Here is a 20,807-nt window from a genome sequence, read left to right as displayed (position 1 = left end):
CATGAGCCCGCGTCCGATGTTCCCCCGCGGACCGTCCGGCCCGGCCGCCGCCTGCGCGCCCTGGGTACGGACCCGGCTGCGCACCGCTCCGGGCACAGCCTGTGCGCTCGGGCTGCTGGTGCTGCTGACGGCGTTCCTGGCCGCCGCCTTCCCGCGGGCCGTCGACCGTTACGAGGACGAGGGGCTGCGCCACGATCTCGGTGCCGCCGCCCCCCGGCGCAGCGTCCTGGAGGTCAGCAGTCCGCCGCCGGGTCTGCAACTGGCCGAGGCGGCGCGCGAGAAGGCGGTCCGGGAGCCGTCGGTGGCGTCCGTGCACCGGGCGTTGCTGGCGGGGCTGCCCGATCCGCTGCGGGCGGACACCGGCCAGTCCGCGTACGGACTCCGTACGACGAACCCGATCTCTGCCGAGGAGCGCTGGTTCCCCCGCCCCTACGGCATCGACCCGGAACTGACGTACGCGACGCAGTCGGCGCTGCCGGATCACTCCACCCTGCGAGAGGGCAGGTGGCCGGCCGTCCGCGGCGAGGTGACCGCCGCCACCGATGAGGTGGAGGCCGCGGTCACCGAGGAGACCGCGAAGGCGCTGCGGATCCAAGTCGGTGCGACCGTCTCCGTGCCGGCTGTCGGGGGCGGGCAGTTCACGGTACGGATCACCGGCATCGTCGCCCCGCTGCGTCCCGGGGCCGCGTACTGGTCGGCCGAGCCGCTGCTGCGTACCCCCTCCCTGGTCGCCAAGCCGGCGAAGACCGAGCCGCGTTACTACTGGACCGCCGCTCTGCTGTTGCCTCCGGACGCGGCACCGGCGCTGCTCGCCACCACCGGTCGCCCCGAGGCGTACTGGCGGATCATGCCGGACGTCTCCCGGCTGACCGCACTCGATGTGCCCCGGCTCCGCTCGTCCGTGGCTTCCCTGGAAGGCGGCCCCGGGCTGCTGAAGGTGCGCACGGCCGTCGGTGAGACCGCGACGGTGACGACCGACCTGGACGAGATCGTGAGCGCGTACGACGGGATGCGGCAGGCGATCCGCCCGGTCGTCACCGTCGCAGCCGTCGGCATCGGAGCCGTCGCAGCCGTCGTCCTGCTGATGACGGGCGGGCTCATCGCCGCCCGGCGTCACACCGAACTCGCCCTGCTCCGGGCCCGCGGCGGCTCCCTGCGCTCCCTCGGGGGCCGGCTGCTCGCCGAGACCGCGGTGACCGCCGTGCCCGCCGCGGCGCTGGGCCTGCTGCTCGCGGTGACGACGATCGGCGGGACCCGGCTGTGGCCCTCGGCCGTCGGCGCCGCGGCGGTCGGTGCGCTGGTCTGTGCCGCGCTTCCGGTCCGTACCGTCCTGCTGCACCGCAGACCGCAGCTGCACGGCGGCCGCGAGGACCTGGTGAGCGTCCGGCCGTCCCGGCGGCGTACCGTCGCCGAACTCACCGTGCTGGTGCTGGCCGTGGGCGCGGTCGTCGCCCTTCGCCGGCGCGGTACGGGCGGCGCCGGGGGCACCGACCTCCTGACCAGCGCGGCCCCCGTGCTGGTCGCGCTGATCGCGGCGCTGTTCCTCGTCCGGCTCTACCCGCTGCCGCTGCGGCTCGCGCTGCGCTCGGTGGCGCGGCTGCGCGGTGCGGTCGGATTCCTGGCGCTGGCCCGCGCCGGACGCTCCCCGGCCTCCGGCACCCTGCCGCTCCTCGCACTGCTGGTCGCCCTGACGACGGCGGCGTTCGGCGGCTCGGTGCTCGCCGGGGTCGCGGATGCCCGGGACACCGCGGCGGTACTCGCCACCGGGGCGGACGCCCGGGTCAGCGGCCCGGCGGACTCCGCGCCGCTGCCGGACGGCCTGGTGCGCGCGGTGTCGGACGCGGACGGCGTACGGGAGGTGGCGCGGGTCCAGATCGAGTACGGCGTCTCGCTGCCGCCGCCCGAGAGCGGCTTCGAGGACGCGCAGGGCGCCACCCTGATCGGGGTCGACCCGGCCACGTACGCCGCGCTGGCCCGTTCCACCGGCGTCGGCGCCTTCCCCGCCGGCCGGCTGAAGGCCACCGGCCCCGCGACGCCGAAGGGGACGATGCCCTCGAAGGACCGGGTGCTGCCGGTCCTCACCTCGCCGTCCGTCGCCGAGCGGCTCGGTGACCGGCCGCGCGATCTCCAGTCGCTGGCCGGGGACTTCAAGGTGCAGGTGGCGGGCACGGTCGCGCACACACCCGCCGTCACCGACAACACCTCCTTCATCGTCGTCGACGCCGCCTCGCTCACCCACCGGCAGACCACCGCGCTGCTCCTCACCGGCGACCGGCTGGACGGGAAGAAACTGCGTGCGGTGGCCCACCACGCCGGCCAGGAGATCTCCGTGCGGCTGCGCTCCGAGGCGCGCGCGGCGTTCGTCGACACCCCGATGCAGGTGGGTGCCGAGCGGATCTACACCGCGGCCATCGGAGCCGGCGCGGGCTACGCCCTGCTCGCCGTCCTCCTCTCCCTGCTGCGCACCGCTCCGGAACGCAGCACGCTGCTGGCGCGGCTGCGCACCATGGGGATCGGCTCCCGGCAGGGCGGACGCCTCCTCGGCTTCGAGGCCATGCCGCAGGCGCTGCTGGCCGCCGTGGGCGGGCTGCTCGTCGGCCGGGCGACCATCGCGCTGCTGGCGCCGGGGATCGATCTGATGCACCTCGCACTCTCGACCGGGCCCGGCTCCGGTCTGCTCTACGACGCACCGCTGCGGACCGATCCGTGGTCGCTGGTCCTCCCGGCACTGGGCGTGCTCGTCCTGACCGCCGCGGTGGCCGGAGTCCAGGCCTGGTGGGCCGGACGCCGTGGATCGATCACCGAACTCAGGGCAGGAGACCCCCGATGACGACGCCGTCGACCGATTCCACTCTGGCGGAGCTCGAACAGCGGGCCGCCGCCCGCCGCGACCGGCCCACGTACGGGCACGACGCGCTGATCTCCTGCGACCGGCTGGTACGCATCTTCACCACGGACGGAGTGGAGGTGCAGGCGCTTCAGGGCCTCGATCTGCTGGTCGCCGAGGGCGAGTTGCTGGCGCTGGTCGGCGCGTCCGGGAGCGGCAAGTCGACGCTGATGAACATCCTGGCCGGCCTCGACGTGCCGACGGCGGGGGCGGCGAAGGTGGCGGGCTGCGATCTGCTGTCCATGGGGCAGAAGGAGCGGCTGCGTTACCGCCGGGACGTGGTCGGTTTCGTCTGGCAGCAGACCGCCCGCAATCTCCTGCCCTATCTGACGGCGATCCAGAACGTCACACTGCCGATGCAGCTGCGCGGCCGCGGCCGTAACCGCGAACGGGCCGCACGTGCCGAATCGTTGCTCGCGATGCTGGAGGTGGCGGACTGCCGCGACCGGCGCCCGCAGCAGATGTCCGGCGGCCAGCAGCAACGGGTGGCCATCGCCGTCTCGCTCGCCAACTCCCCCTCGGTGCTGCTCGCCGACGAGCCGACCGGGGAGCTGGACTCGGCCACCGGCGAACAGGTCTTCGCGGCCTTCCGCCGCGCCAACGAGGAGCTCGGCACCACGATCGTGATCGTCACGCACGACCAGGCGGTCGCGAACGAGGTGCGCCGCACGGTCGCCATCCGCGACGGCCGCACGTCCTTCGAGGTACTGCGCCGCACAGAGGTCGACGCGGCGACGGGCCAGGAGTCCCAGGTCGCACGCGAGTACGCGATGCTCGACCGCGCGGGCCGGCTGCAACTGCCCGCGGACTACACCCAGGCGCTGGGCATGGAGCACCGCGTCATGCTGGAACTGGAGCAGGACCACATCGGGGTGTGGCCGGACGGCCCCACCCCGGAGTGAACGGGCCTGCCCGGAGGCCTCCCGCGCCCCGCTATAGGATCCGCGCATGGCGACGCACGAGCACGAGATCACCGAACCCGTCGATCTCTGTCTGCCCGACGGCAGTCTCGACCCGGCCGCGGTCGGCTGGTCCCGGGTGCCGCTGCACCGGGCCAATCTGCGCGGCTGGGGCCGGACGAAGCGCTGGGAGTACTGGTGCGTGACGACGCCCACCCATCTGGTGGCGCTGACCGTCAGTGACCTCGACTTCCTCGCCCTGAACACCGTCTATCTGCTGGAGTACGCACCGGGCGGGCTGGAGTCGGAGCGCACCGCGGTCATCCCGGGCGGCTTCGGCGTCGAGCTCCCCGACGCGGTGGCCGGCGCCGCCGGCTCCGAGGACGTGGTGGTCGGGCCCGCACGGCCGTCCGGCGGCAAGGTGCGCATCGAGATCCGCGACGAGAACGCCGGAACCCGGCTGAGGGCCCGCTGTCTGACCCCGGACCGGTTGCCGCTGGAGGTCGACCTGCTGGTCGCCCGGCCGCCGGGGCACGAATCGCTCTCCGTGGTGGTGCCGTGGAGCGATCAGCGCTTCCAGTACACCTCCAAGCACACCGCGCTCCCCGCGTCCGGCCGGGTCAGGATCGGCACGGAGTTCCTGGATTTCGACGGGGACGACACCTGGGCCGTTCTGGACCACGGCCGGGGCCGCTGGCCGCGCACGGTCGACTGGAACTGGGGCGCCGCCTCCGGACGCACCGGCGGACACACGGTGGGTCTCCAGTTCGGCGGCCGCTGGACGGCGGGCACCGGTTCGACCGAGAACGGGCTCTGTGTCGACGGCCGGCTCACCAAGATCGGCGAGGAGCTGGACTGGCGGTGGTCGACGACCGACCCGCTGGCTCCCTGGACCATCCGTACGCCTTCGTCCGGCCAGGTCGATCTGACGTTCACCCCGTTCCACAACCGGTCGGCACGCACCGAGGCCGGAGTGATCGCCAACCGCACCGACCAGTGCTTCGGCCACTACGACGGGCGTATCCGCACCGACGACGGCACCGAGATCGTCGTGGAACGGCTGCTGGGCTGGGCCGAGGACGTCCACATGCGCTGGTGAACTTCCCCCTGATCAGGCCCTAACCGCCCACCGAGACTCCTAGCATCCCCAGTCCGCCCGCCGCCCCGGCCCGCCGCAACGCGATGGCGCCGAACGGGGTGCGCAGCCGCAGCCACGCCCCCGACGCGAGCAGTGCGACGGGGAAGTCCGGTGCGGACCGGAGGAAGCCGAGTGCCTGTGCCGCGTGCACGGCCCGCAGCGGCAGCTCCGTGCCGCCGACGGTCCGGGACCAGATATCGCGGCCGATGAGATCCCGCTCCGCCCGCGTACGCCGGTCCTCGGGCAGCGCCTCGTCGCGCGCCCGGAACTCCGTCACGGCGGCGCTCAGCGCCTTACGCAGGGAGACGGGGTCGGGCAGGCCGGGGTGGCACTCCTGCCAGCCACCGCGCGGGGGCAGCACTCCCGTCCACGGCGGTCCGGTCACCGGCGAGGGCAGCGCGCCCGCACCGGCGTCCGGCCCCTCGGTGTCCAGCGATTCGAGCAGTTCACCGGCCGACACGGTGACATCGAGGTCATCGGTGCCCGCGAAGCGGTCCGGGCCCGCCAGCCGCACCGCCCGGATCGCCAGGACCTCGAACGACGCCGGCCGGCCGAACACGGCGAGTGCCCCGCCGCCGGCCTGGAGCCGTACGGCGGCGGCCCGGTCGTAGTGGAGCAGCCGTCGGAGGAAGCCCGCGAGATCCGCGGCCTCCCTCGCGTCGGCGAACCGCAGCGACTGCACGGGCACTGTCATGCCGCCGCGGGCTCCTCGGCCAGGTACTTCTGGAGGAAGAGCTTCTCCTCGGCGGAGATCCGCCGAGGACGTTCCGCGGCCAGGTCGTACGGCACGACGATCGTCGACGCCCGTACGTACACCTGCTCGGGGTCCTTGATCTCGTACGCGATCGTCAGCGACGCGGCACCGATCTTCGTGACCCACGACTCGACGGTCACCGGCGAGTGCCGGTGGACCAGCGGGCGGACGTAGTCGATCTCGTGCCGGGCCACGACGGACCCGCCCGCGAACGACGGCGAGCCGTCCCCCGGCGCCAGCCGGAACATGAAGTCGATGCGCGCCTCCTCCAGATAGCGGAGGAAGACCACGTTGTTGACGTGGCCGAAGGCATCCATGTCCGACCAGCGCAGCGGGCAGCTGTAGATATGACGAGCCAAGACGATCAGCCTCGCGTGAGCTTCTTGTACGTGGCGCGGTGCGGACGGGCCGCGTCCGCACCGAGGCGCTCGACCTTGTTCTTCTCGTACGACTCGAAGTTGCCCTCGAACCAGTACCACTTGGAGTCGCCCTCGTACGCCAGGATGTGCGTGGCGACCCGGTCAAGGAACCAGCGGTCGTGGGAGATGACCACGGCCGCACCCGGGAACTCCAGGAGCGCGTTCTCCAGCGAGGAGAGGGTCTCGACGTCGAGGTCGTTGGTGGGCTCGTCGAGGAGCAGCAGGTTGCCGCCCTCCTTGAGCGTCAGCGCCAGGTTGAGGCGGTTGCGCTCACCACCGGAGAGCACACCGGCCGGCTTCTGCTGGTCCGGGCCCTTGAAGCCGAACGCGGAGACGTACGCCCGCGAAGGCATCTCGACCTGGCCGACGTTGATGTAGTCCAGCTCATCCGACACGACGGCCCAGAGGGTCTTCTTCGGGTCGATGTTGGCGCGGGACTGGTCGACGTAGGAGATCTTGACCGTGTCGCCGACCTTGATGGCGCCGGAGTCCGGCGTCTCCAGGCCCTGGATCATCTTGAACAGCGTGGTCTTGCCCGCGCCGTTCGGACCGATGATGCCGACGATGCCGTTGCGCGGCAGCGTGAAGGACAGGTTGTCGATGAGGACCTTGTCGCCGAAGGCCTTGGAGAGGTTCTCGACCTCGACGACGATGGAACCGAGCCGCGGGCCCGGCGGGATCTGGATCTCCTCGAAGTCCAGCTTCCGCATCTTGTCCGCCTCGGCCGCCATCTCCTCGTAACGGGCGAGGCGTGCCTTGGACTTGGTCTGCCGGCCCTTGGCGTTGGAGCGGACCCACTCCAGCTCTTCCTTGAGCCGCTTCTGGCGCTTCTCGTCCTTGCGGCCCTCGACCTTGAGGCGGGTGGCCTTCTTCTCCAGGTACGTGGAGTAGTTGCCCTCGTAGGGGATGGCGCGGCCGCGGTCGAGTTCGAGGATCCACTCGGCGACGTTGTTCAGGAAGTACCGGTCGTGGGTGACGGCCACCACGGCGCCCGCGTACTTCGAGAGGTGCTGCTCCAGCCAGTTCACCGACTCGGCGTCGAGGTGGTTGGTGGGCTCGTCGAGCAGCAGCAGGTCCGGGGCCTCGATGAGCAGCTTGCAGAGCGCGACGCGGCGCTTCTCGCCACCGGAGAGGGTGGTGACGGGCCAGTCGCCGGGCGGGCAGCCCAGGGCGTCCATGGCCTGCTCCAGCTGGGCGTCCAGGTCCCAGGCGTTGGCGTGGTCCAGGTCCTCCTGGAGCTTGCCCATCTCGTCCATGAGCGCGTCGGAGTAGTCGGTCGCCATGAGCTCGGCGACCTCGTTGAAGCGCTGGAGCTTGCCCATGATCTCGGCGGCGCCGTCCTGCACGTTCTCCAGGACGGTCTTCGACTCGTCGAGGTGGGGCTCCTGCATGAGGATGCCGACGCTGAACCCGGGCGACAGGAAGGCGTCACCGTTGGACGGCTGCTCCAGGCCCGCCATGATCTTCAGCACCGTGGACTTACCGGCACCGTTGGGACCCACCACACCGATCTTCGCGCCGGGCAGGAAGCTCAGCGTCACGTCGTCAAGGATGACCTTGTCGCCGTGCGCCTTGCGTGTCTTGCGCATCGTGTAGATGTACTCAGCCAAGAGAAACCGTCCGGCAATCGATGAGTGGGCAGATACACCCCATCTTGCCTGACGGCCGTGCCCGGATGGAAACCGGTCCGGCCCTCGGTACGCGCCTTCCCGGCCCTCGGAACACCCCGGCCGGGCCCGGGGTACACGACGGCCCCGGTACGCGACTGCGCACCGGGGCCGCCATCAGCACATCGTGACCGTGAGCCTACCGATCGTCACTCACCGGAGGGCTGGCCCTTGCGCCGGCGGAGGAAGAAGACCGCGCCGCCGCCGATGACGACCAGGGCGATCGCGACGCCCGCGATGACCGGGGTGGCGTTGGAGCTGCCGGTCTCGGCGAGGTCGCCCTCGGCTCCGGTGGTGCTGCCGCCCGCCGTGGCGGTGGTCGTGCTGGGCTGGTCGGCGGTCTGTGTTTCGAGGCCGCCGGTGCCGCTGCCGCTGGTCCTGCAGTCCAGCACGCCGCTGAACGTCTTCGAGAACCCGCCAGGACCGGTGATCGTGAAGTCGTACGCCTGGTCCTCGGCGACCGGCACGGTCACCGTCTCGGACCTGCCCGCCGCGACGGTGTGCTCCGCCCCGGCCAGCTCGAAGGTGAACGCCTCGTCGCCCTTGTTGCTCGCCGTGACGTCGACGCCGCCCTTGGCGCAGTTCTTCTTCGCGGAGAGCGCCGGGATCGCGCCCTTCTTGGCCCAGGTGGCGGTGGCGCTCGCCGAGACCGTGGTCTCGCTGGAGCCGGCCAGGATCTGGGTCTGGCTCCTGGTCACGCCGGCGAAGGCCCGGCCGACGGGCACCGAGGTGGTGGCCTGGACGGTGAGCGAGGCGGAACCGTCGGCGGAGCCGGCCGGCACGTCGAAGTAGAGCTCGGAGCCGTTGGCCGCCGTGGTGACGGTCTTGCCCTTCTTGTCGGTGACCTTGACGCCGCTGGCGGAGTCGGCAGGCGGGGCCACCGAGACCTGACCGGCGTTGGTGCGGACGGTGACCGGCCCCAGCCGTTCACCGGACAGGCCGGACACCGCGGCCGGGTCCAGGGCGAGCGACGCCTTGGGCTCGGCCGCGTCCGTGGCGGTCTTCTCCAGCCAGTCGGCGAGCTTCTCCGCCGCACCGTCCGAGGCGTCGACATCGGCGTTGTCCGAGAAGCGCCAGATGGCGACCTGGGTGCCCGCTGCCGCGGTCTTCTCGGTGAGCGGCCCGGTGCCGGCTGCCTCGGCCAGCGCCGAGAGGTCGTCGACCTGCGGGTAGGAGTGCTCCAGGATCCAGCGGATCCGGCCGGCGTTCTTGTTGCTGCCCAGCGAGGTCTGGGCCCAGGGGGTCTCCAGGTACTTCGCCTGGTCCTGGGTGGGGTTGTGGATGTCGATGCAGTACGTCTTGAGCTTGCCGCCGCCGTCGACCGTCATCTCGAAGAGACCGGCGGGCAGTTTCTGATTCTTGCCGTCCGTGTGGAGCTCCGCGACGTCAAATGTCTTCAACCCGTCCAGAACCGCGCTCGCGCCGCCCTGGTGCTGGGGCGCCTCGTCGGCGGCCGCGCCGCCCGCACCGGCGAGGGTGCCGGTCACGATCAGACCGGACGCCACCACCGAGGCCGCCAGGCGGGATATGCCCCGGATCCGTCGGGAATTGACCGTCGTCCTTGATGACGAAGCGGTCGCTGAAGAAGCAGAAAACACAGAATTCCCCTCCGGGCGAGACCCTCGCGCCTGGTGCGCGTGTGGGGAATGTCCCGCCAGCCGACTCAAGTGCCCTGTGAGTACTGGGGAATCCTAAGGACGAAGCGAAGCACAGTCCCCCGTCATACCGTCGGACAACCATTCCGACTCAGAATCGTTATCCCCGGTAACACGTGGGACAGGCGTGGTTGGTGTGACGTGTCACGACGCGGACACGAGCTCGGCTCCGTCCTTCCGGCGGGCTGCCCGTCGCCTCGCGGTGGGAAGAACCGGCTCGGCGGGAAGAACCGGCTGATCCGGCCGGCCGGTCCGGTCCTGCTGTTCCGGCCCGGCATCGGGCCCGGCCCCGGACTCGGCCCGCTCCCGCACCGCCCAGCGATCCGGCTCGGCCGCTCCCTGGCCGCCGGTGCGGGACACCAGCCCCGGCTCGCCCCTGACCACCCGTCGGAACGCCGACGTCCCCCGGGTCAGATCGTGGCCCACCGCCACCGCCTCGATGTCCACGAACGTCCTTCGCTGCCCTTCCCGTTCCTCCTCACGCACCTTCAGCCTGCCGTGCACCACCAGGGGTTCCCCGACGGAAACGGAACCTGTCAGATTCGCTGCCAGGGTCCGCCAGGCCCACACCGTGTAGAAGCTGGTGTGCCCGTCCGCCCAGAGCTGCTTCTCCCGGTCCCAGCGCCGCGGCGTCACCGCGAACCGGAAGCGCGCCATTCCCCCGCTCGCGGTCTCCCGGAACTCCACACCGGTGGCCGCATTGCCCACCAGCGTCACCAAGGTCTCGTTCATGACTACGCCTCCCCTTCGGCCGGGATTCAGTGAGCCGCACCCTTGCGTCCGGTCACTGATCCCATGCTGAAGGGGAGGCGGAATTCCTGCTGGGGCCTGTGGACTAACGGGCCATTGTGGAAAACTCCGTCACCGCCACATAGCGCTCCCGCACCTCGCGATAGCGCACCAGTTCCGCCGCCACCGGATCGAGCACCCGGGCCCGCCCGCAGGCCGCCGCGGCCTCCCGCAGCCGGCGCTCGGCCTCCTGGCCGTACCGCCGCGCGGGCCCCCGGGCGGCCGCCGCACACGACCACTCCACCAGCGGACCGCCGATGACCCCGGCCAGCATCACCAGAGCGGGTGTCAGCAGCCCCGGTTCGATCACCCCGACGATCTGGCCGAGCAGCCACAGGCCGCCGAAGATCTGCAGCAGCGTCATCGCGACCTGCGCCAGCACGGCCGCGGGCCACCAGGCGGGCCGCGGCGGCCTGGCCCCGCGCCCCCGGTGCGGCCCGGTCCGTCCGCCCTGACCCGCCGGGTCCGCCGCCTCGCCGCTGTCGGCGTCCGCGCCCCGCGCCGGCGCCGCACCGGCCCGCTCGGCCAGTTCGTCGAGCGCCTCCGGCAGCCCCTGCGCCCCGTGCACCGCGGCCTCGCGCACCGCCTGCGCCCATGGGCCCGGCAGCCCTTCGACGGCGTCGTCCGCGACGGTGCGTACCGCCTGTTCGACCCGCTGGCGTGCGGTGAGCTGCTCCTCCGGCGGTGCGGTGAATGCCGTCCGGTCCAGACCGTGCGGCTGCCGGGTGGACTCGTACCAGCGCCACAGCCGCAGCCACGGCGTCCCGCAGGCCCGGCCCGCGTTGCGGCGCCATTCGCGCTCCGCCGCCTGGCCCGCCGCGGCGGCGCCGACGGCTTCCGCGAGCCGGTCGGCGAACTCCTCCCGGGACCGCTCCCCCAGTCCGGGCCGCCCCTCGGCGACGTACACCGGACGGAGCCTGGCGGCGGCGGCGTCCACATCGGCGGAGAGTCGGCGCGTCGCGGCCGTACGCTCCTGGACGAACCGGCCGAGGAGTTCCCGCAGTTCACCCACCCCGTCGCCGGTGAGCGCGGACAGCGAGAGGACGGTGGCGCCCGGTTCACCGTGTTCGCCGAGGGCCATGCCGTCCTCGTCGAGCAGCCGGCGCAGGTCGTCAAGGACCTGGTCGGCGGCCTCCCCGGGCAGCCGGTCGATCTGGTTGAGAACCACGAAGGTGACTTCGGCGTGTCCGGCGAGCGGGCGCAGATAGCGCTCGTGCAGGGCGGCGTCCGCGTATTTCTCCGGGTCCACGACCCAGACCACCGCGTCGACCAGCGCCAGGACCCGGTCGACCTGGTCGCGGTGCCCGGCGGCCGCCGAGTCGTGGTCGGGCAGATCGACCAGGACGAGCCCCTGGAGCGCCTCGTCGGCGCCCGCACCGCTCGGCTGCGGCCTGCGCCTGAGCCGACCCGGGATGGCCAGCCGGTCCAGCAGCCCGGCGGCGCCGTCCGTCCACGAGCAGGCGATCGGCGCTGCCGTGGTCGGCCTGCGCAGACCGGATTCGGAGATCTGAGCGCCCGCGAGGGAGTTGAAGAGCGTCGATTTGCCGCTGCCGCTCGCTCCGGCGATGGCGACGACGGTGTGCCGGGAGGAGAGCCGCTGGCGTGCGGCGGCCTCGTCGAGCACCCGGCCCGCCTCGGCGAGGTCGGTCCGGTCGAGGCGGGCCCTGGAGAGTCCGACGAGCTCGCGCAGTGCGTCCAGCCGGGGGCTGAGCGGGCTGCCGGAGGGGACGTACGCCTCGACCTGCGGGCGTACGTCTTCCTCCGGAACGGCTTGGGGTGCTGCCTCGGGTGCGGCCCCGGCGGTGGCGTCGGCGCGGCGGGCGATGAGCCCGTCGTCCCAGCCCCTGCCCGGCCTGTCCCGGTCCTCATGCAGCCCTTCGCGGGGGGCGGAACCCTCTTCCGGGCTCTGCTCCGGATCCCGTTCCGGTCCGCTGCTCTGTCCCGGACCTTCGTCAGTGACGGCAGTCATCGCTGCCACCTCTCCTTCTGCAGTACGGACAGCGCGGCAATCAGTTCGGCCTGTGGCTCGGGCGCCACGTCGAGGGCGTCCAGCGGCGCGAGGCGCCGGTCGCGTTCGCCGTCGAGCACCTGGTCGAGATAGCTGGTGAGCAGGGCCCCGCCCTTGTCGCGGAGGCGCAGCGCACCCTGGGCGCCGATGCGTTCGGCAAGCTGTTCCCCGGCGGTACGTGCCCGGCGCCCGCCGAGCAGGGCGGCGGCCAGCAGCGCGGCGACGGTCTCCGGGTCGGGCGCGGCGTTGCGCTCCATGAGGCGCACCTCCTCCTCGGCCAGCTCCTCCAGGACCCTGCGCCACCGGCGTACGGTCATGGCGATCCGGCCCCGGATGTCCTCCGCGGGCCCCCAGCCGCCTTCCTCCCGTCCCACCGTCTCGAAGCCGAACACGCCGGCCGCGGGCTCCCGTTGCCAGGTCGCCCGGATCTGCTCGTCGGCGGCCGCGACCGCGCACTCCAGGAGTGCGGCGAGGCTCTCCACCAGGGCTTCGAGTACCTCTTCGGAGGTGCTGTACAGCGGGTATCCGCGCCACCGGGTCCGGGCGTCGCCGGCCAGCGCGCCGCCGTTCTGGATCCGCCGCCGGACGCGTGCGCCCTCCTTGCGGTACGCGTCCTCGACCACACCGGTCAGCCGTACGGCAGCCGCGTACTGTGCCGCGACGGCCCCGGCCAGCGCGGGCATCCGGACGTCGAGCGAGTCGATGACCCCGGCCGCCGTACGCCCGACCGCCTGCTGACGGGCCGCCGGATCCTGTGCGCGGTGGGCGAGCCAGGCACGCAGCGGGGCGACCGCCGTGGTGGGGAGCAGTCCGCTGCCGCCGCCCGCCGATTCGGGCAGCTCGGGGATGGTGAAGCGCGGCACCTCGCCGAGACCGGCCTTGGTGAGCAGCGCCCCGTACTGCCGCGAGACCTCGGCGATCACCTGGTGCGGCACCCGGTCCAGGACGGTGACGAGCGAGGCGTCGTACTCCTTGGCGGTACGCAGCAGATGCCACGGCACGGCGTCGGCGTACCGGGCGGCGGTGGTCACCATCACCCAGACGTCCGCCGCGCAGACGAGTTCGGCGGCCAGTACGCGGTTGCGCACGACGAGGGAGTCGATGTCGGGGGCGTCGAGCAGGGCGAGTCCGCGCGGCAGCCCGGCGGCGGTCTCGACGCGCAGCGCGGTCCCTTCCTCGGCCGCGTTCCCGTCCGCTCCGTCGAGGTTGTCGCACTGGCCGGGGTTGGCGGACTCCTCCGGCGGCAGCCAGACCCGGGTCAGCTGCGGGAGCACCCGGATGTCCGCGAACCAGTGATGATCATCCGGATGGCAGACGAGCACCGGGGTCCGGGTCGTCGGCCGCAGCACCCCGGCCTCACTGACCCGGCGGCCCACCAGGGAGTTGACGAGCGTCGATTTGCCCGCGCCCGTGGACCCGCCGATGACGGCGAGCAGGGGCGCCTCCGGATCCTTGAGCCGGGGCAGCAAGTAGTCGTCGAGCTGCGCGAGCAGCTCGATCCTGGTCTGCCTGGCGCGTGGGGCGCCCGGCAGCGGGAGTGGAAGACGCACGGCAGCGACACGGTCGCGCAGGGCGGAAAGTGCGTCGATGAGCTGAGGCCGTACGTCCAAGGTCACCACATGCGAAGAATGCCCAATTTTGGCGCCTTTTTGAAGCGTATAGACCCCTCTGCGCGGCGGTTCCTCCTCAGGACAGACGGGACGAGTGGGGCGCAGGCATAACGAGTGCACAACACCCGGGGCGTGAGGCGCCAAAAGCGATGCATGAATCGCACCTACCTGCGATTATCGTTTCGCTTCACCGAACCTCCACATCGTGCCACGCAGGTGAAGCAACCGGGTCGAGGCGATCGGAGCCCTATCCTTGTCCCGGCAGGTCACGGACCGCCCGGGTCCCAGGGCTCCAGGCCGCCGCGGCCACCACCCGGCCCCCGTAGCTCAGTGGATAGAGCAGGCGCCTTCTAAGCGCTTGGCCGCAGGTTCGAGTCCTGCCGGGGGCGCTTCAGCCCAGCCCATGTCGGGCCCTCCCTCGGGAGGGCCTTTTTGCTGGTCGGAGGGACGCTAGCGGGCGCCGCGTAGTGACGGCGTAAGGCTGCACGGACGCCCTGATGGGGAGGGTGACGGCCCGCCCGGGACCGTTTTCGCGCCGGTTGCGACAGGCGCCCGTCCCTGGAATCCGCCCGAACCGGACCCGGACATGCACCGCGCCACACCGTGGAGCACGGCCAGGATGGCTTGGATTCGGCGCCCGGAAATGAGACGGGCAAGCAATGACATCAGCTCACACACCCGACCAAAAGGGGTGATGAATGGTGAGTGATCTTGCCAATGGGCTCGCCGGACTTCCGCCACACACGGAGGCCGCCGTGGCCTGGACACCCGCCCGGCGCGGTTCGGCGCAGTTCAGCGCGTTGAATCGATTGACCTGACCGCCGAGTAGAGACGGAGATCGATCCGGCCGCCGTGCACGAAGCCGGCATTGCGCATCGTGCCCTCGTAGTGCATCCCCGCCTTGGCCGCCACACGCTGCGATGCGAGGTTCTCCACCGCCGCCCTGAGCTCCATCCGCTGGAAACCCTGATCGTCCAGGAGCCATCGGGCGAGGGCCGAGGTGGCTTGCGAGGCGACTCCGCGACCCCGGGCCCAGGGCGCCACCCAGTAGCCGACCTCGCTGACCAGCGCCCGCCAGTCGGTCTTCTTCAGGCCGACGGTCCCCAGCAGTCTGCCCCCGGAACGGGCGGTGATCGCGAAGTGGATACCGTCGCCCGACTCACGCAGCGCAGGAGCCACATCGGCGCACCAGGCCCTGGCGTCGTCGGCGGTGTACGGACGCGGGAGGGGAAGCCATCGCTGGGTCAGTTCGTCCGAGCAGGCAGCCCTGGTGTCCTCGATGTCCTCGGACGTGAACGGCCGGAGCGTCAGATGCGCGGTGTGCACGACCGCCTCGGGGAACCTGTGGGGTGTAATGGCTCGCTCCCTCCGCCGTGACGCCGCTGGTCGTGGGGACGCTACCAACGGAGCCCCGTACAGCGCCCGGTGATATCCGCGGCGACTGGTGCCGGATGCGTCAGGCACATACATGAATCGATTCAGCACAGCGGGAGCCAGTCGCCCCATCGAGGTGCCGCTCAGGGCCAGGACCCCCGCAGCCCCTCCTCGTCATTTTTCCCCTCGCCCCTCCCTTCAACCTCAGGAAATTCCCGCTGCCCACCCATTGACTAGGCCCGCAAACCCCGTCTAGCTTCCGAGGAGCCCGATTGAAACCTTTCACGACGTGTGGGCCCCTGCGGCCTTCCGCCGGCTCAGTCCACCGCTCAGGAGCCCCTCATGAACAAGTCCGCCAAGGGCCCGGACGCGGCCCCGGAGCCGGCGCCGGTTCTGGCGCTGAAGGGTGTGAGCAAGTCCTTCGGCGCCGTACGGGCCCTGCAGGACGTGTCACTCGAACTCTTCCCTGGTGAGGCACATGCGCTCGCCGGGGAGAACGGCGCGGGAAAGTCCACCCTCATCAAGGCGCTCGCCGGCGTGCACCGCCCTGACAACGGTGTCGTACTGCTCGACGGTGAGCCCGTCGTCTTCAACGGCCCCGCCGCCGCCCGCGATGCCGGTATCGCCGTCATCTACCAGGAACCGACGCTCTTCCCCGATCTGTCCATCGCCGAGAACATCTTCATGGGCCGTCAGCCCCGGCGTTCCTTCGGGCGGATCGACCGCAGGGCCGTGCACGACACGACCGAGGGGCTGATGCGCCGGCTCGGTGTCGACCTGGACCCCGACCGGCCGGCCCGCGGGCTCTCCATCGCCGACCAGCAGATCGTCGAGATCGCCAAGGCGCTCTCCTTCGAGGCCCGTGTCCTGATCATGGACGAGCCGACCGCGGCCCTCACCGGCAGCGAGACGGCCCGGCTGTTCTCCGTCGTACGGACGCTGCGCGCCGAGGGTGCGGCCGTGCTGTTCATCTCGCACCGGCTCGACGAGATCTTCGAGCTGTGTCAGCGCGTCACCACCCTCCGCGACGGCAGGTGGATCTCCTCCGAGCCGCTGGAAGGGCTCACCGAGGACGGCCTCGTGCGCCTCATGGTCGGCCGCGACCTCGACGACCTCTACCCGAAGCAGGACGCCACCGTCGGCGAAGTCGCCCTTTCCGTACAGCGGCTGACCCGGGAAGGCGTCTTCCGTGACGTGTCGTTCGAGGTGCGCCGGGGCGAGATCGTCGCACTGGCCGGGCTCGTCGGGGCCGGCCGTACCGAGGTGGCCCAGGCCGTCTTCGGTGTCGACCGCGCCGACGCCGGCGAGGTGCGGGTGAACGGCACCGCGCTGCGCGCCGGTTCGCCCACCGCCGCGATGGCCGCCGGACTCGCCCTCGTGCCCGAGGACCGCCGGCAGCGCGGGCTCGTCATGGAGATGTCCATCGAGCGCAACATCGGCCTCACCGGACTCGACGAGGTCCGGCGCAGCGGGCTGGTCAGCCGGGCCCTGGAGCACGACCGGGCCGCCGACTGGGCCCTGCGCCTCCAGCTCAAGTACAACCGGCTGGCCGACACCGTCGGAGTGCTCTCCGGCGGCAACCAGCAGAAGGTCGTGCTGGCCAAGTGGCTGGCGACCGAACCCTCCGTACTCATCGTCGACGAGCCCACCCGCGGCATCGACGTCGGCACCAAGGCCGAGGTCCACCGACTGCTCTCCGCACTGGCTGCCGAAGGGCTCGCGGTGCTGATGATCTCCTCCGATCTGCCCGAGGTGATCGGCATGGCCGACCGGGTGCTCGTCATGCACGAGGGCCGGCTCGTCGCCGAACTCCCGCGCGCGGATGCCACCGAGGAGACCGTCATGGCGGCGGCGACCGGACTCGGCGAAAGGACAGCGGCATGACCACCACCGTCGTAAGCCCGCCGGACAGCGACCCGAAGGCGCCGGCCCGCAGCGCGGCCTCGCTCGTGGACACCGTCTTCCGGGCCCGCGAGATCTCCATCGCCGGCGCGCTGATCCTGCTGATCCTCGGCACCTATCTGGCCAATCCGCGCTTCCTGTCCGACCAGGGCATCAAGGACCTGCTGCTCAACTCCTCGATCCTGGTGCTGCTCGCGGTCGGCCAGTCCGCCGTCGTCATCACCCGCAACATCGATCTGTCGGTCGGCTCCGTCGTCGGTCTCTCGGCCTTCGCCTGCGGCAAGTTCGTCGCCGGGACCGATCACGGCGTGGTCACCGTCATGCTGCTGGGCATCGCCATCGGGGTGGTGTGCGGGCTGGTCTCCGGCGCGCTCGTCAGCTTCGGCAAGGTGCCGGCGCTCGTCGTGACGCTCGGCATGCTCTACATCATCCAGGGCGTCGACTACTGGTGGGCCCAGGGCGACCAGATCGGCGCGGCCGAGGTCCCCGACCAGATTCTGGGGCTCGGCAGCGGAAGCCTCCTGGGGGTGCCGTACCTGCCGCTGATCACCGTGGTGCTGCTCGCCGCGACCGCGTACTTCCTGCGCAGCTACCGCTCGGGGCGCGAGCTGTACGCGATCGGGTCGAGCCCGGAGGCCGCGGTGCTCGCCGGGGTGCCGATACGGCGCCGGATCCTGGCCGCGTACGCCTTCTCCGGAGCCGTCGCCGGCTTCGCGGGCACCCTGTGGCTCGCCAGGTTCGGCACGGTCGTCGCGGACAACGCGCACGGCTGGGAGCTGACCGTCGTGAGCGCCGTCGTCGTCGGCGGCGTCGCCATCACCGGCGGCACGGGCACGGTCTGGGGCGCGGCACTGGGCGCCCTGCTGCTCACCACCATCGGCAGCGTGCTGGTGGTCCTGAAGGTCGACTCGTTCTGGCAGGGCGCCATCACCGGCGCGCTGCTGCTCCTGGCCATCAGCATCGACCGAATCGTGAACCTGCGGATGACCGCCGCACTGAGGAAGAGGAGCGCCCGGCATGGCAATGGCGCCTGAGACCGAGAAGGCAGTGCCCACCGCCCCGCGGGGGTCAGCCAGGACGAAGGGTTCCCTGCGCGGCCTGGCACTGCGCTGGGACACCGCGGTCGGGGCGCTTCTGGTGGCGGTCGTCGTGGTCGGACTCGGCACCACCGACGGCTTCGGCTCCGGTGAGAACCTCGCGTTCGCCTTCAACGACATCGCCGAAGTCGCCCTCATCGCGCTGCCGATGACGCTGCTGGTGGTCGCCGGGCAGGTCGACCTCTCGGTCGCCTCCATGCTCGGCCTGGGCAGCGCGCTGACCGGTGCGCTGTGGGACGCGGGATGGGCGTTCGAGACGATCGTGCCGGTGGTGCTGCTGGTGGGCATCGCCGGAGGGCTGCTCAACGGCTGGCTGGTCACCAAGGTCGGACTGCCGTCGCTGGCCGTCACGATCGGCACGCTGGCGCTCTACCGGGGCCTGGCCTCGGTGGCACTCGGCAGCGACGCGGTGACCGACTTCCCGCAGACGTACTCGGACTGGGCGGTCGACACGACCACGGTGCCCGGCACCTTCCTCACCTACCCCGTCGTCCTGTTCATCGTGCTCGCGGTCATCACCGCGATCGTGCTGCACGCGACCGGCCTGGGGCGTTCCCTGTTCGCGATCGGCGCGCAGGAGGAGGCCGCCTACTTCGCGGGCATCCGGGTCAAGCGGATCAAGCTGCTGCTGTTCGTCGTCACCGGGCTGTTCTCCGCCTTCGCGGGGATCGTCTTCACCCTCCGCTACGGAAGCGCCCGCGCGGACAACGGGCTCGGCTTCGAAATGCTCGTCATCGCCTCCGTGCTGCTCGGCGGCATCGACTTCGACGGCGGGAAGGGCACGCTCTTCGGCGCGGTCGCCGGGGTGCTGCTCATCGGTGTCCTGAAGAACCTGCTGACGCTCAACGACATCGCCAACGAGGTGCAGGTCATCGTGACCGGTCTGCTGCTCGTGGCCTCCGTCCTCACCCCACGCGTCATCGCGGCCGTGGTCGAACGACGCCACCGGCGCGCCGCCGGTGCCCGCCCCTGATCCCTCCTTCTTCGTCCTCGTACGTACTCCTCGAAAGGCACACCGCCGCCATGATGCTCCGCAATGCCGCAGGGCGCCGCGCCGTCACCACCGCCGCCACCGCGCTCTCGCTCGCCCTCGCCCTCAGCGCCTGTTCCGGCACCACGAAGGACAGTTCCGACAAGGAGTCCACGAAGTCCGGGGCCACGGCGAAGGCCGATCCGGGTGCGGCGCTCAAGAAGGGGCTGAAGCTCGCCTTCCTGCCCAAGCAGATCAACAACCCGTACGAGAAGATCGTCGACGACGCGGGGATCGATGCGGCCAAGGAGTACGGCGGCACGGGCAAGGAGGTCGGCCCGTCCGACGCCAGTGCCTCCTCGCAGGTCAGCTACATCAACACGCTGATCCAGCAGCGCCAGGACGCGATCCTGGTCGCGGCCAACGACCCGAACGCGGTGTGCGGCCCGCTGAAGCAGGCCATGAAGAAGAACATCAAGGTCGTGGCGTACGACTCCGACACCGCGAAGGAGTGCCGCCAGCTCTTCATCAACCAGGCGAGCTCCGAGGAGATCGGCCGCAGCCTGGTGCAGCACCTCGGTGAGCAGATCGGCTACAAGGGCAAGATCGCGATCCTCTCGGCCACCCAGAACGCGACGAACCAGAACACCTGGATCGACTTCATGAAGGACGAGCTGAAGCTGCCCAAGTACAAGGGCATGAAGCTGGTGAAGGTGGCGTACGGGGACGACGCGGACCAGAAGTCGTTCCAGCAGACCCAGGGTCTGATGCAGGCCTACCCGGACCTGAAGGGCATCATCTCGCCCACCACGGTCGGCATCGCGGCCGCCGCCCGCTACCTGAGCGACTCCTCGTACAAGGGCAAGGTCGTGCTGAACGGTCTGGGCACGCCGAACCAGATGCGCAAGTACATCAAGGACGACACGGTCGAGCAGTTCTCGCTGTGGAACCCGGAGGAGCTCGGCTACCTCGGTTCGTACGCGGCCGCTGCGCTGGCGTCCGGTCAGATCACCGGCGCACAGGGCGAGAAGTTCAAGGCGGGCAAGCTCGGCGAGTACACGATCGGCAAGGACGGCGAGGTCATCCTCGGCAAGCCGACCGTCTTCGACAAGAAGAACATCGACAAGTTCGACTTCTGAGCCGCCGCTGCACAGAGGCACACAGAGACGCACAGAGAGATCAGGAGGCGTTCTCATGCAGCGTGTCTGCTTCCTGCTGAACGTACGCAAGGACCGGATCGACGAGTACCGCGAGCGGCATGCCGCGGTCTGGCCCGAGATGCTCGACGCGCTCTCCGCGGCGGGCTGGCACAACTACTCGCTCTTCCTGCGCGAGGACGGGCTGCTCGTCGGCTATCTGGAGACGGAGGACTTCGACGCGGCACGCGAGGCGATGGCCGCCACCGGGGTGAACGAGAGGTGGCAGCGGGACATGGCTGCCTTCTTCGAGCAGCCCGAGGCGGCGGACGACGCGATGGTGCCGCTCACCGAGGTGTTCCACCTGGCGTGAGGCACGGCGGCCGGCCCGGATTCCCTCAGGGGGGGCCGGGCCGGCGCCCCGCCGGACCCCCCAAAGAGGTGTGTGGATAAAACAAAAGAAGCAGGCCAACAAAATAGGAGTGGTGATATAGGTGGGCGC

The 20,807-nt window shown here is 71.1% G+C and carries 16 protein-coding genes and 1 tRNA gene; 9 read left to right on the top strand and 8 right to left on the bottom strand.

Annotation, left to right across the window (positions count from 1 at the left end; genetic code table 11):
- Window position 1 precedes the first annotated feature (1 nt).
- From ACFVW8_RS23530 to ACFVW8_RS23520, 3 genes are read left to right on the top strand one after another with little or no spacing between them, the layout of a single operon-like run.
- On the top strand, window positions 2-2,830 hold the full coding sequence (locus ACFVW8_RS23530; protein ID WP_389693057.1) for an ABC transporter permease: 2,829 nt from the start codon (window positions 2-4) through the stop codon (window positions 2,828-2,830).
- Window positions 2,827-3,789, top strand: coding sequence for an ABC transporter ATP-binding protein (locus tag ACFVW8_RS23525; protein WP_389693055.1), 963 nt, complete (start codon window positions 2,827-2,829; stop codon window positions 3,787-3,789). The genes ACFVW8_RS23530 and ACFVW8_RS23525 overlap by 4 nt, the downstream gene beginning before the upstream one ends.
- A 46-nt stretch (window positions 3,790-3,835) precedes the next feature.
- Window positions 3,836-4,885 carry a DUF2804 domain-containing protein gene (locus tag ACFVW8_RS23520; protein WP_389693053.1) on the top strand — a complete coding sequence of 350 codons (1,050 nt, stop codon included), beginning with the start codon at window positions 3,836-3,838 and terminating at the stop codon, window positions 4,883-4,885.
- Window positions 4,886-4,904: 19 nt separating this feature from the next.
- Here the strand turns inward: ACFVW8_RS23520 and ACFVW8_RS23515 are convergent, their stop codons facing one another.
- The 7 genes from ACFVW8_RS23515 to ACFVW8_RS23485 all read right to left on the bottom strand — a co-directional run bounded on the left by ACFVW8_RS23515 (window position 4,905) and on the right by ACFVW8_RS23485 (window position 13,826).
- On the bottom strand, window positions 4,905-5,618 hold the full coding sequence (locus tag ACFVW8_RS23515; RefSeq protein ID WP_389693051.1) for a hypothetical protein: 714 nt from the start codon (window positions 5,616-5,618) through the stop codon (window positions 4,905-4,907).
- On the bottom strand, window positions 5,615-6,037 hold the full coding sequence (locus tag ACFVW8_RS23510) for an acyl-CoA thioesterase (protein WP_389693049.1): 423 nt from the start codon (window positions 6,035-6,037) through the stop codon (window positions 5,615-5,617). Before ACFVW8_RS23510 ends, ACFVW8_RS23515 begins: the two co-directional genes overlap by 4 nt.
- 5 nt (window positions 6,038-6,042) lie before the next feature.
- Complete coding sequence (gene ettA, locus ACFVW8_RS23505; RefSeq protein ID WP_389693047.1) at window positions 6,043-7,707, bottom strand: energy-dependent translational throttle protein EttA; 1,665 nt, start codon at window positions 7,705-7,707, stop codon at window positions 6,043-6,045.
- A gap of 206 nt (window positions 7,708-7,913) precedes the next feature.
- Window positions 7,914-9,362 (bottom strand): LAETG motif-containing sortase-dependent surface protein, encoded by a 1,449-nt coding sequence (locus ACFVW8_RS23500; protein WP_389693045.1) that lies wholly within the window; start codon window positions 9,360-9,362, stop codon window positions 7,914-7,916.
- A gap of 201 nt (window positions 9,363-9,563) precedes the next feature.
- The gene (locus ACFVW8_RS23495) at window positions 9,564-10,151 is read right to left on the bottom strand and encodes a single-stranded DNA-binding protein (RefSeq protein WP_389693043.1); all 588 of its coding nucleotides are present in this window, start codon (window positions 10,149-10,151) and stop codon (window positions 9,564-9,566) included.
- Window positions 10,152-10,254: 103 nt separating this feature from the next.
- Window positions 10,255-12,177, bottom strand: a complete 1,923-nt coding sequence (locus ACFVW8_RS23490; RefSeq protein ID WP_389693041.1) for a GTPase — start codon at window positions 12,175-12,177, stop codon at window positions 10,255-10,257.
- On the bottom strand, window positions 12,174-13,826 hold the full coding sequence (locus ACFVW8_RS23485) for a dynamin family protein (RefSeq protein ID WP_389693077.1): 1,653 nt from the start codon (window positions 13,824-13,826) through the stop codon (window positions 12,174-12,176). Before ACFVW8_RS23485 ends, ACFVW8_RS23490 begins: the two co-directional genes overlap by 4 nt.
- Before the next feature lie 316 nt (window positions 13,827-14,142).
- On the opposite strand from ACFVW8_RS23485, the gene ACFVW8_RS23480 reads away from it, so the two are divergent.
- Window positions 14,143-14,215, top strand: a tRNA-Arg gene (locus ACFVW8_RS23480).
- Between the two features lie 403 nt (window positions 14,216-14,618).
- On the opposite strand, the gene ACFVW8_RS23475 is transcribed toward ACFVW8_RS23480, so the two are convergent.
- Window positions 14,619-15,152, bottom strand: a complete 534-nt coding sequence (locus ACFVW8_RS23475) for a GNAT family N-acetyltransferase (protein ID WP_389693039.1) — start codon at window positions 15,150-15,152, stop codon at window positions 14,619-14,621.
- 390 nt (window positions 15,153-15,542) lie between these two features.
- Between ACFVW8_RS23475 and ACFVW8_RS23470 the strand changes: the two genes are divergently transcribed.
- The 5 genes from ACFVW8_RS23470 to ACFVW8_RS23450 are packed head-to-tail and all read left to right on the top strand — an operon-like array spanning window position 15,543 to window position 20,678.
- Entirely contained in the window at window positions 15,543-17,084 is a 1,542-nt protein-coding gene (locus ACFVW8_RS23470) for a sugar ABC transporter ATP-binding protein (protein WP_389693037.1), read from the top strand.
- Window positions 17,081-18,136 (top strand): ABC transporter permease, encoded by a 1,056-nt coding sequence (locus ACFVW8_RS23465; RefSeq protein ID WP_389693035.1) that lies wholly within the window; start codon window positions 17,081-17,083, stop codon window positions 18,134-18,136. The genes ACFVW8_RS23470 and ACFVW8_RS23465 overlap by 4 nt, the downstream gene beginning before the upstream one ends.
- A complete protein-coding gene (locus ACFVW8_RS23460; protein WP_389693033.1) occupies window positions 18,120-19,172 on the top strand; it encodes an ABC transporter permease in 1,053 nt (350 codons plus the stop codon). The genes ACFVW8_RS23465 and ACFVW8_RS23460 overlap by 17 nt, the downstream gene beginning before the upstream one ends.
- 50 nt (window positions 19,173-19,222) lie before the next feature.
- Window positions 19,223-20,308: a rhamnose ABC transporter substrate-binding protein gene (gene rhaS, locus ACFVW8_RS23455; protein WP_389693031.1), complete on the top strand. Its 1,086-nt coding sequence runs from the start codon at window positions 19,223-19,225 to the stop codon at window positions 20,306-20,308.
- A gap of 55 nt (window positions 20,309-20,363) precedes the next feature.
- A complete protein-coding gene (locus tag ACFVW8_RS23450; protein WP_389693029.1) occupies window positions 20,364-20,678 on the top strand; it encodes an L-rhamnose mutarotase in 315 nt (104 codons plus the stop codon).
- Window positions 20,679-20,807: the final 129 nt, after the last annotated feature.

Origin of the sequence: Streptomyces sp. NPDC058221 (assembly GCF_042882365.1) — a bacterium.
In the GTDB taxonomy this organism is placed as follows: domain Bacteria; phylum Actinomycetota; class Actinomycetes; order Streptomycetales; family Streptomycetaceae; genus Streptomyces.
This window is presented reverse-complemented; position numbering and strand designations above follow the sequence as displayed.

Bases quoted from the DNA above. Each gene is read 5' to 3' on its own strand.
- ACFVW8_RS23530 (WP_389693057.1), top strand. From the start codon at position 2: ATGAGCCCGCGTCCGATGTTCCCCCGCGGACCGTCCGGCCCGGCCGCC.
- ACFVW8_RS23525 (WP_389693055.1), top strand. From the start codon at position 2,827: ATGACGACGCCGTCGACCGATTCCACTCTGGCGGAGCTCGAACAGCGG.
- ACFVW8_RS23520 (WP_389693053.1), top strand. From the start codon at position 3,836: ATGGCGACGCACGAGCACGAGATCACCGAACCCGTCGATCTCTGTCTG.
- ACFVW8_RS23515 (WP_389693051.1), bottom strand. From the start codon at position 5,618: ATGACAGTGCCCGTGCAGTCGCTGCGGTTCGCCGACGCGAGGGAGGCC.
- ACFVW8_RS23495 (WP_389693043.1), bottom strand. From the start codon at position 10,151: ATGAACGAGACCTTGGTGACGCTGGTGGGCAATGCGGCCACCGGTGTG.
- ACFVW8_RS23490 (WP_389693041.1), bottom strand. From the start codon at position 12,177: ATGACTGCCGTCACTGACGAAGGTCCGGGACAGAGCAGCGGACCGGAA.
- ACFVW8_RS23470 (WP_389693037.1), top strand. From the start codon at position 15,543: ATGAACAAGTCCGCCAAGGGCCCGGACGCGGCCCCGGAGCCGGCGCCG.
- ACFVW8_RS23465 (WP_389693035.1), top strand. From the start codon at position 17,081: ATGACCACCACCGTCGTAAGCCCGCCGGACAGCGACCCGAAGGCGCCG.
- ACFVW8_RS23460 (WP_389693033.1), top strand. From the start codon at position 18,120: ATGGCAATGGCGCCTGAGACCGAGAAGGCAGTGCCCACCGCCCCGCGG.
- rhaS (WP_389693031.1), top strand. From the start codon at position 19,223: ATGATGCTCCGCAATGCCGCAGGGCGCCGCGCCGTCACCACCGCCGCC.
- ACFVW8_RS23450 (WP_389693029.1), top strand. From the start codon at position 20,364: ATGCAGCGTGTCTGCTTCCTGCTGAACGTACGCAAGGACCGGATCGAC.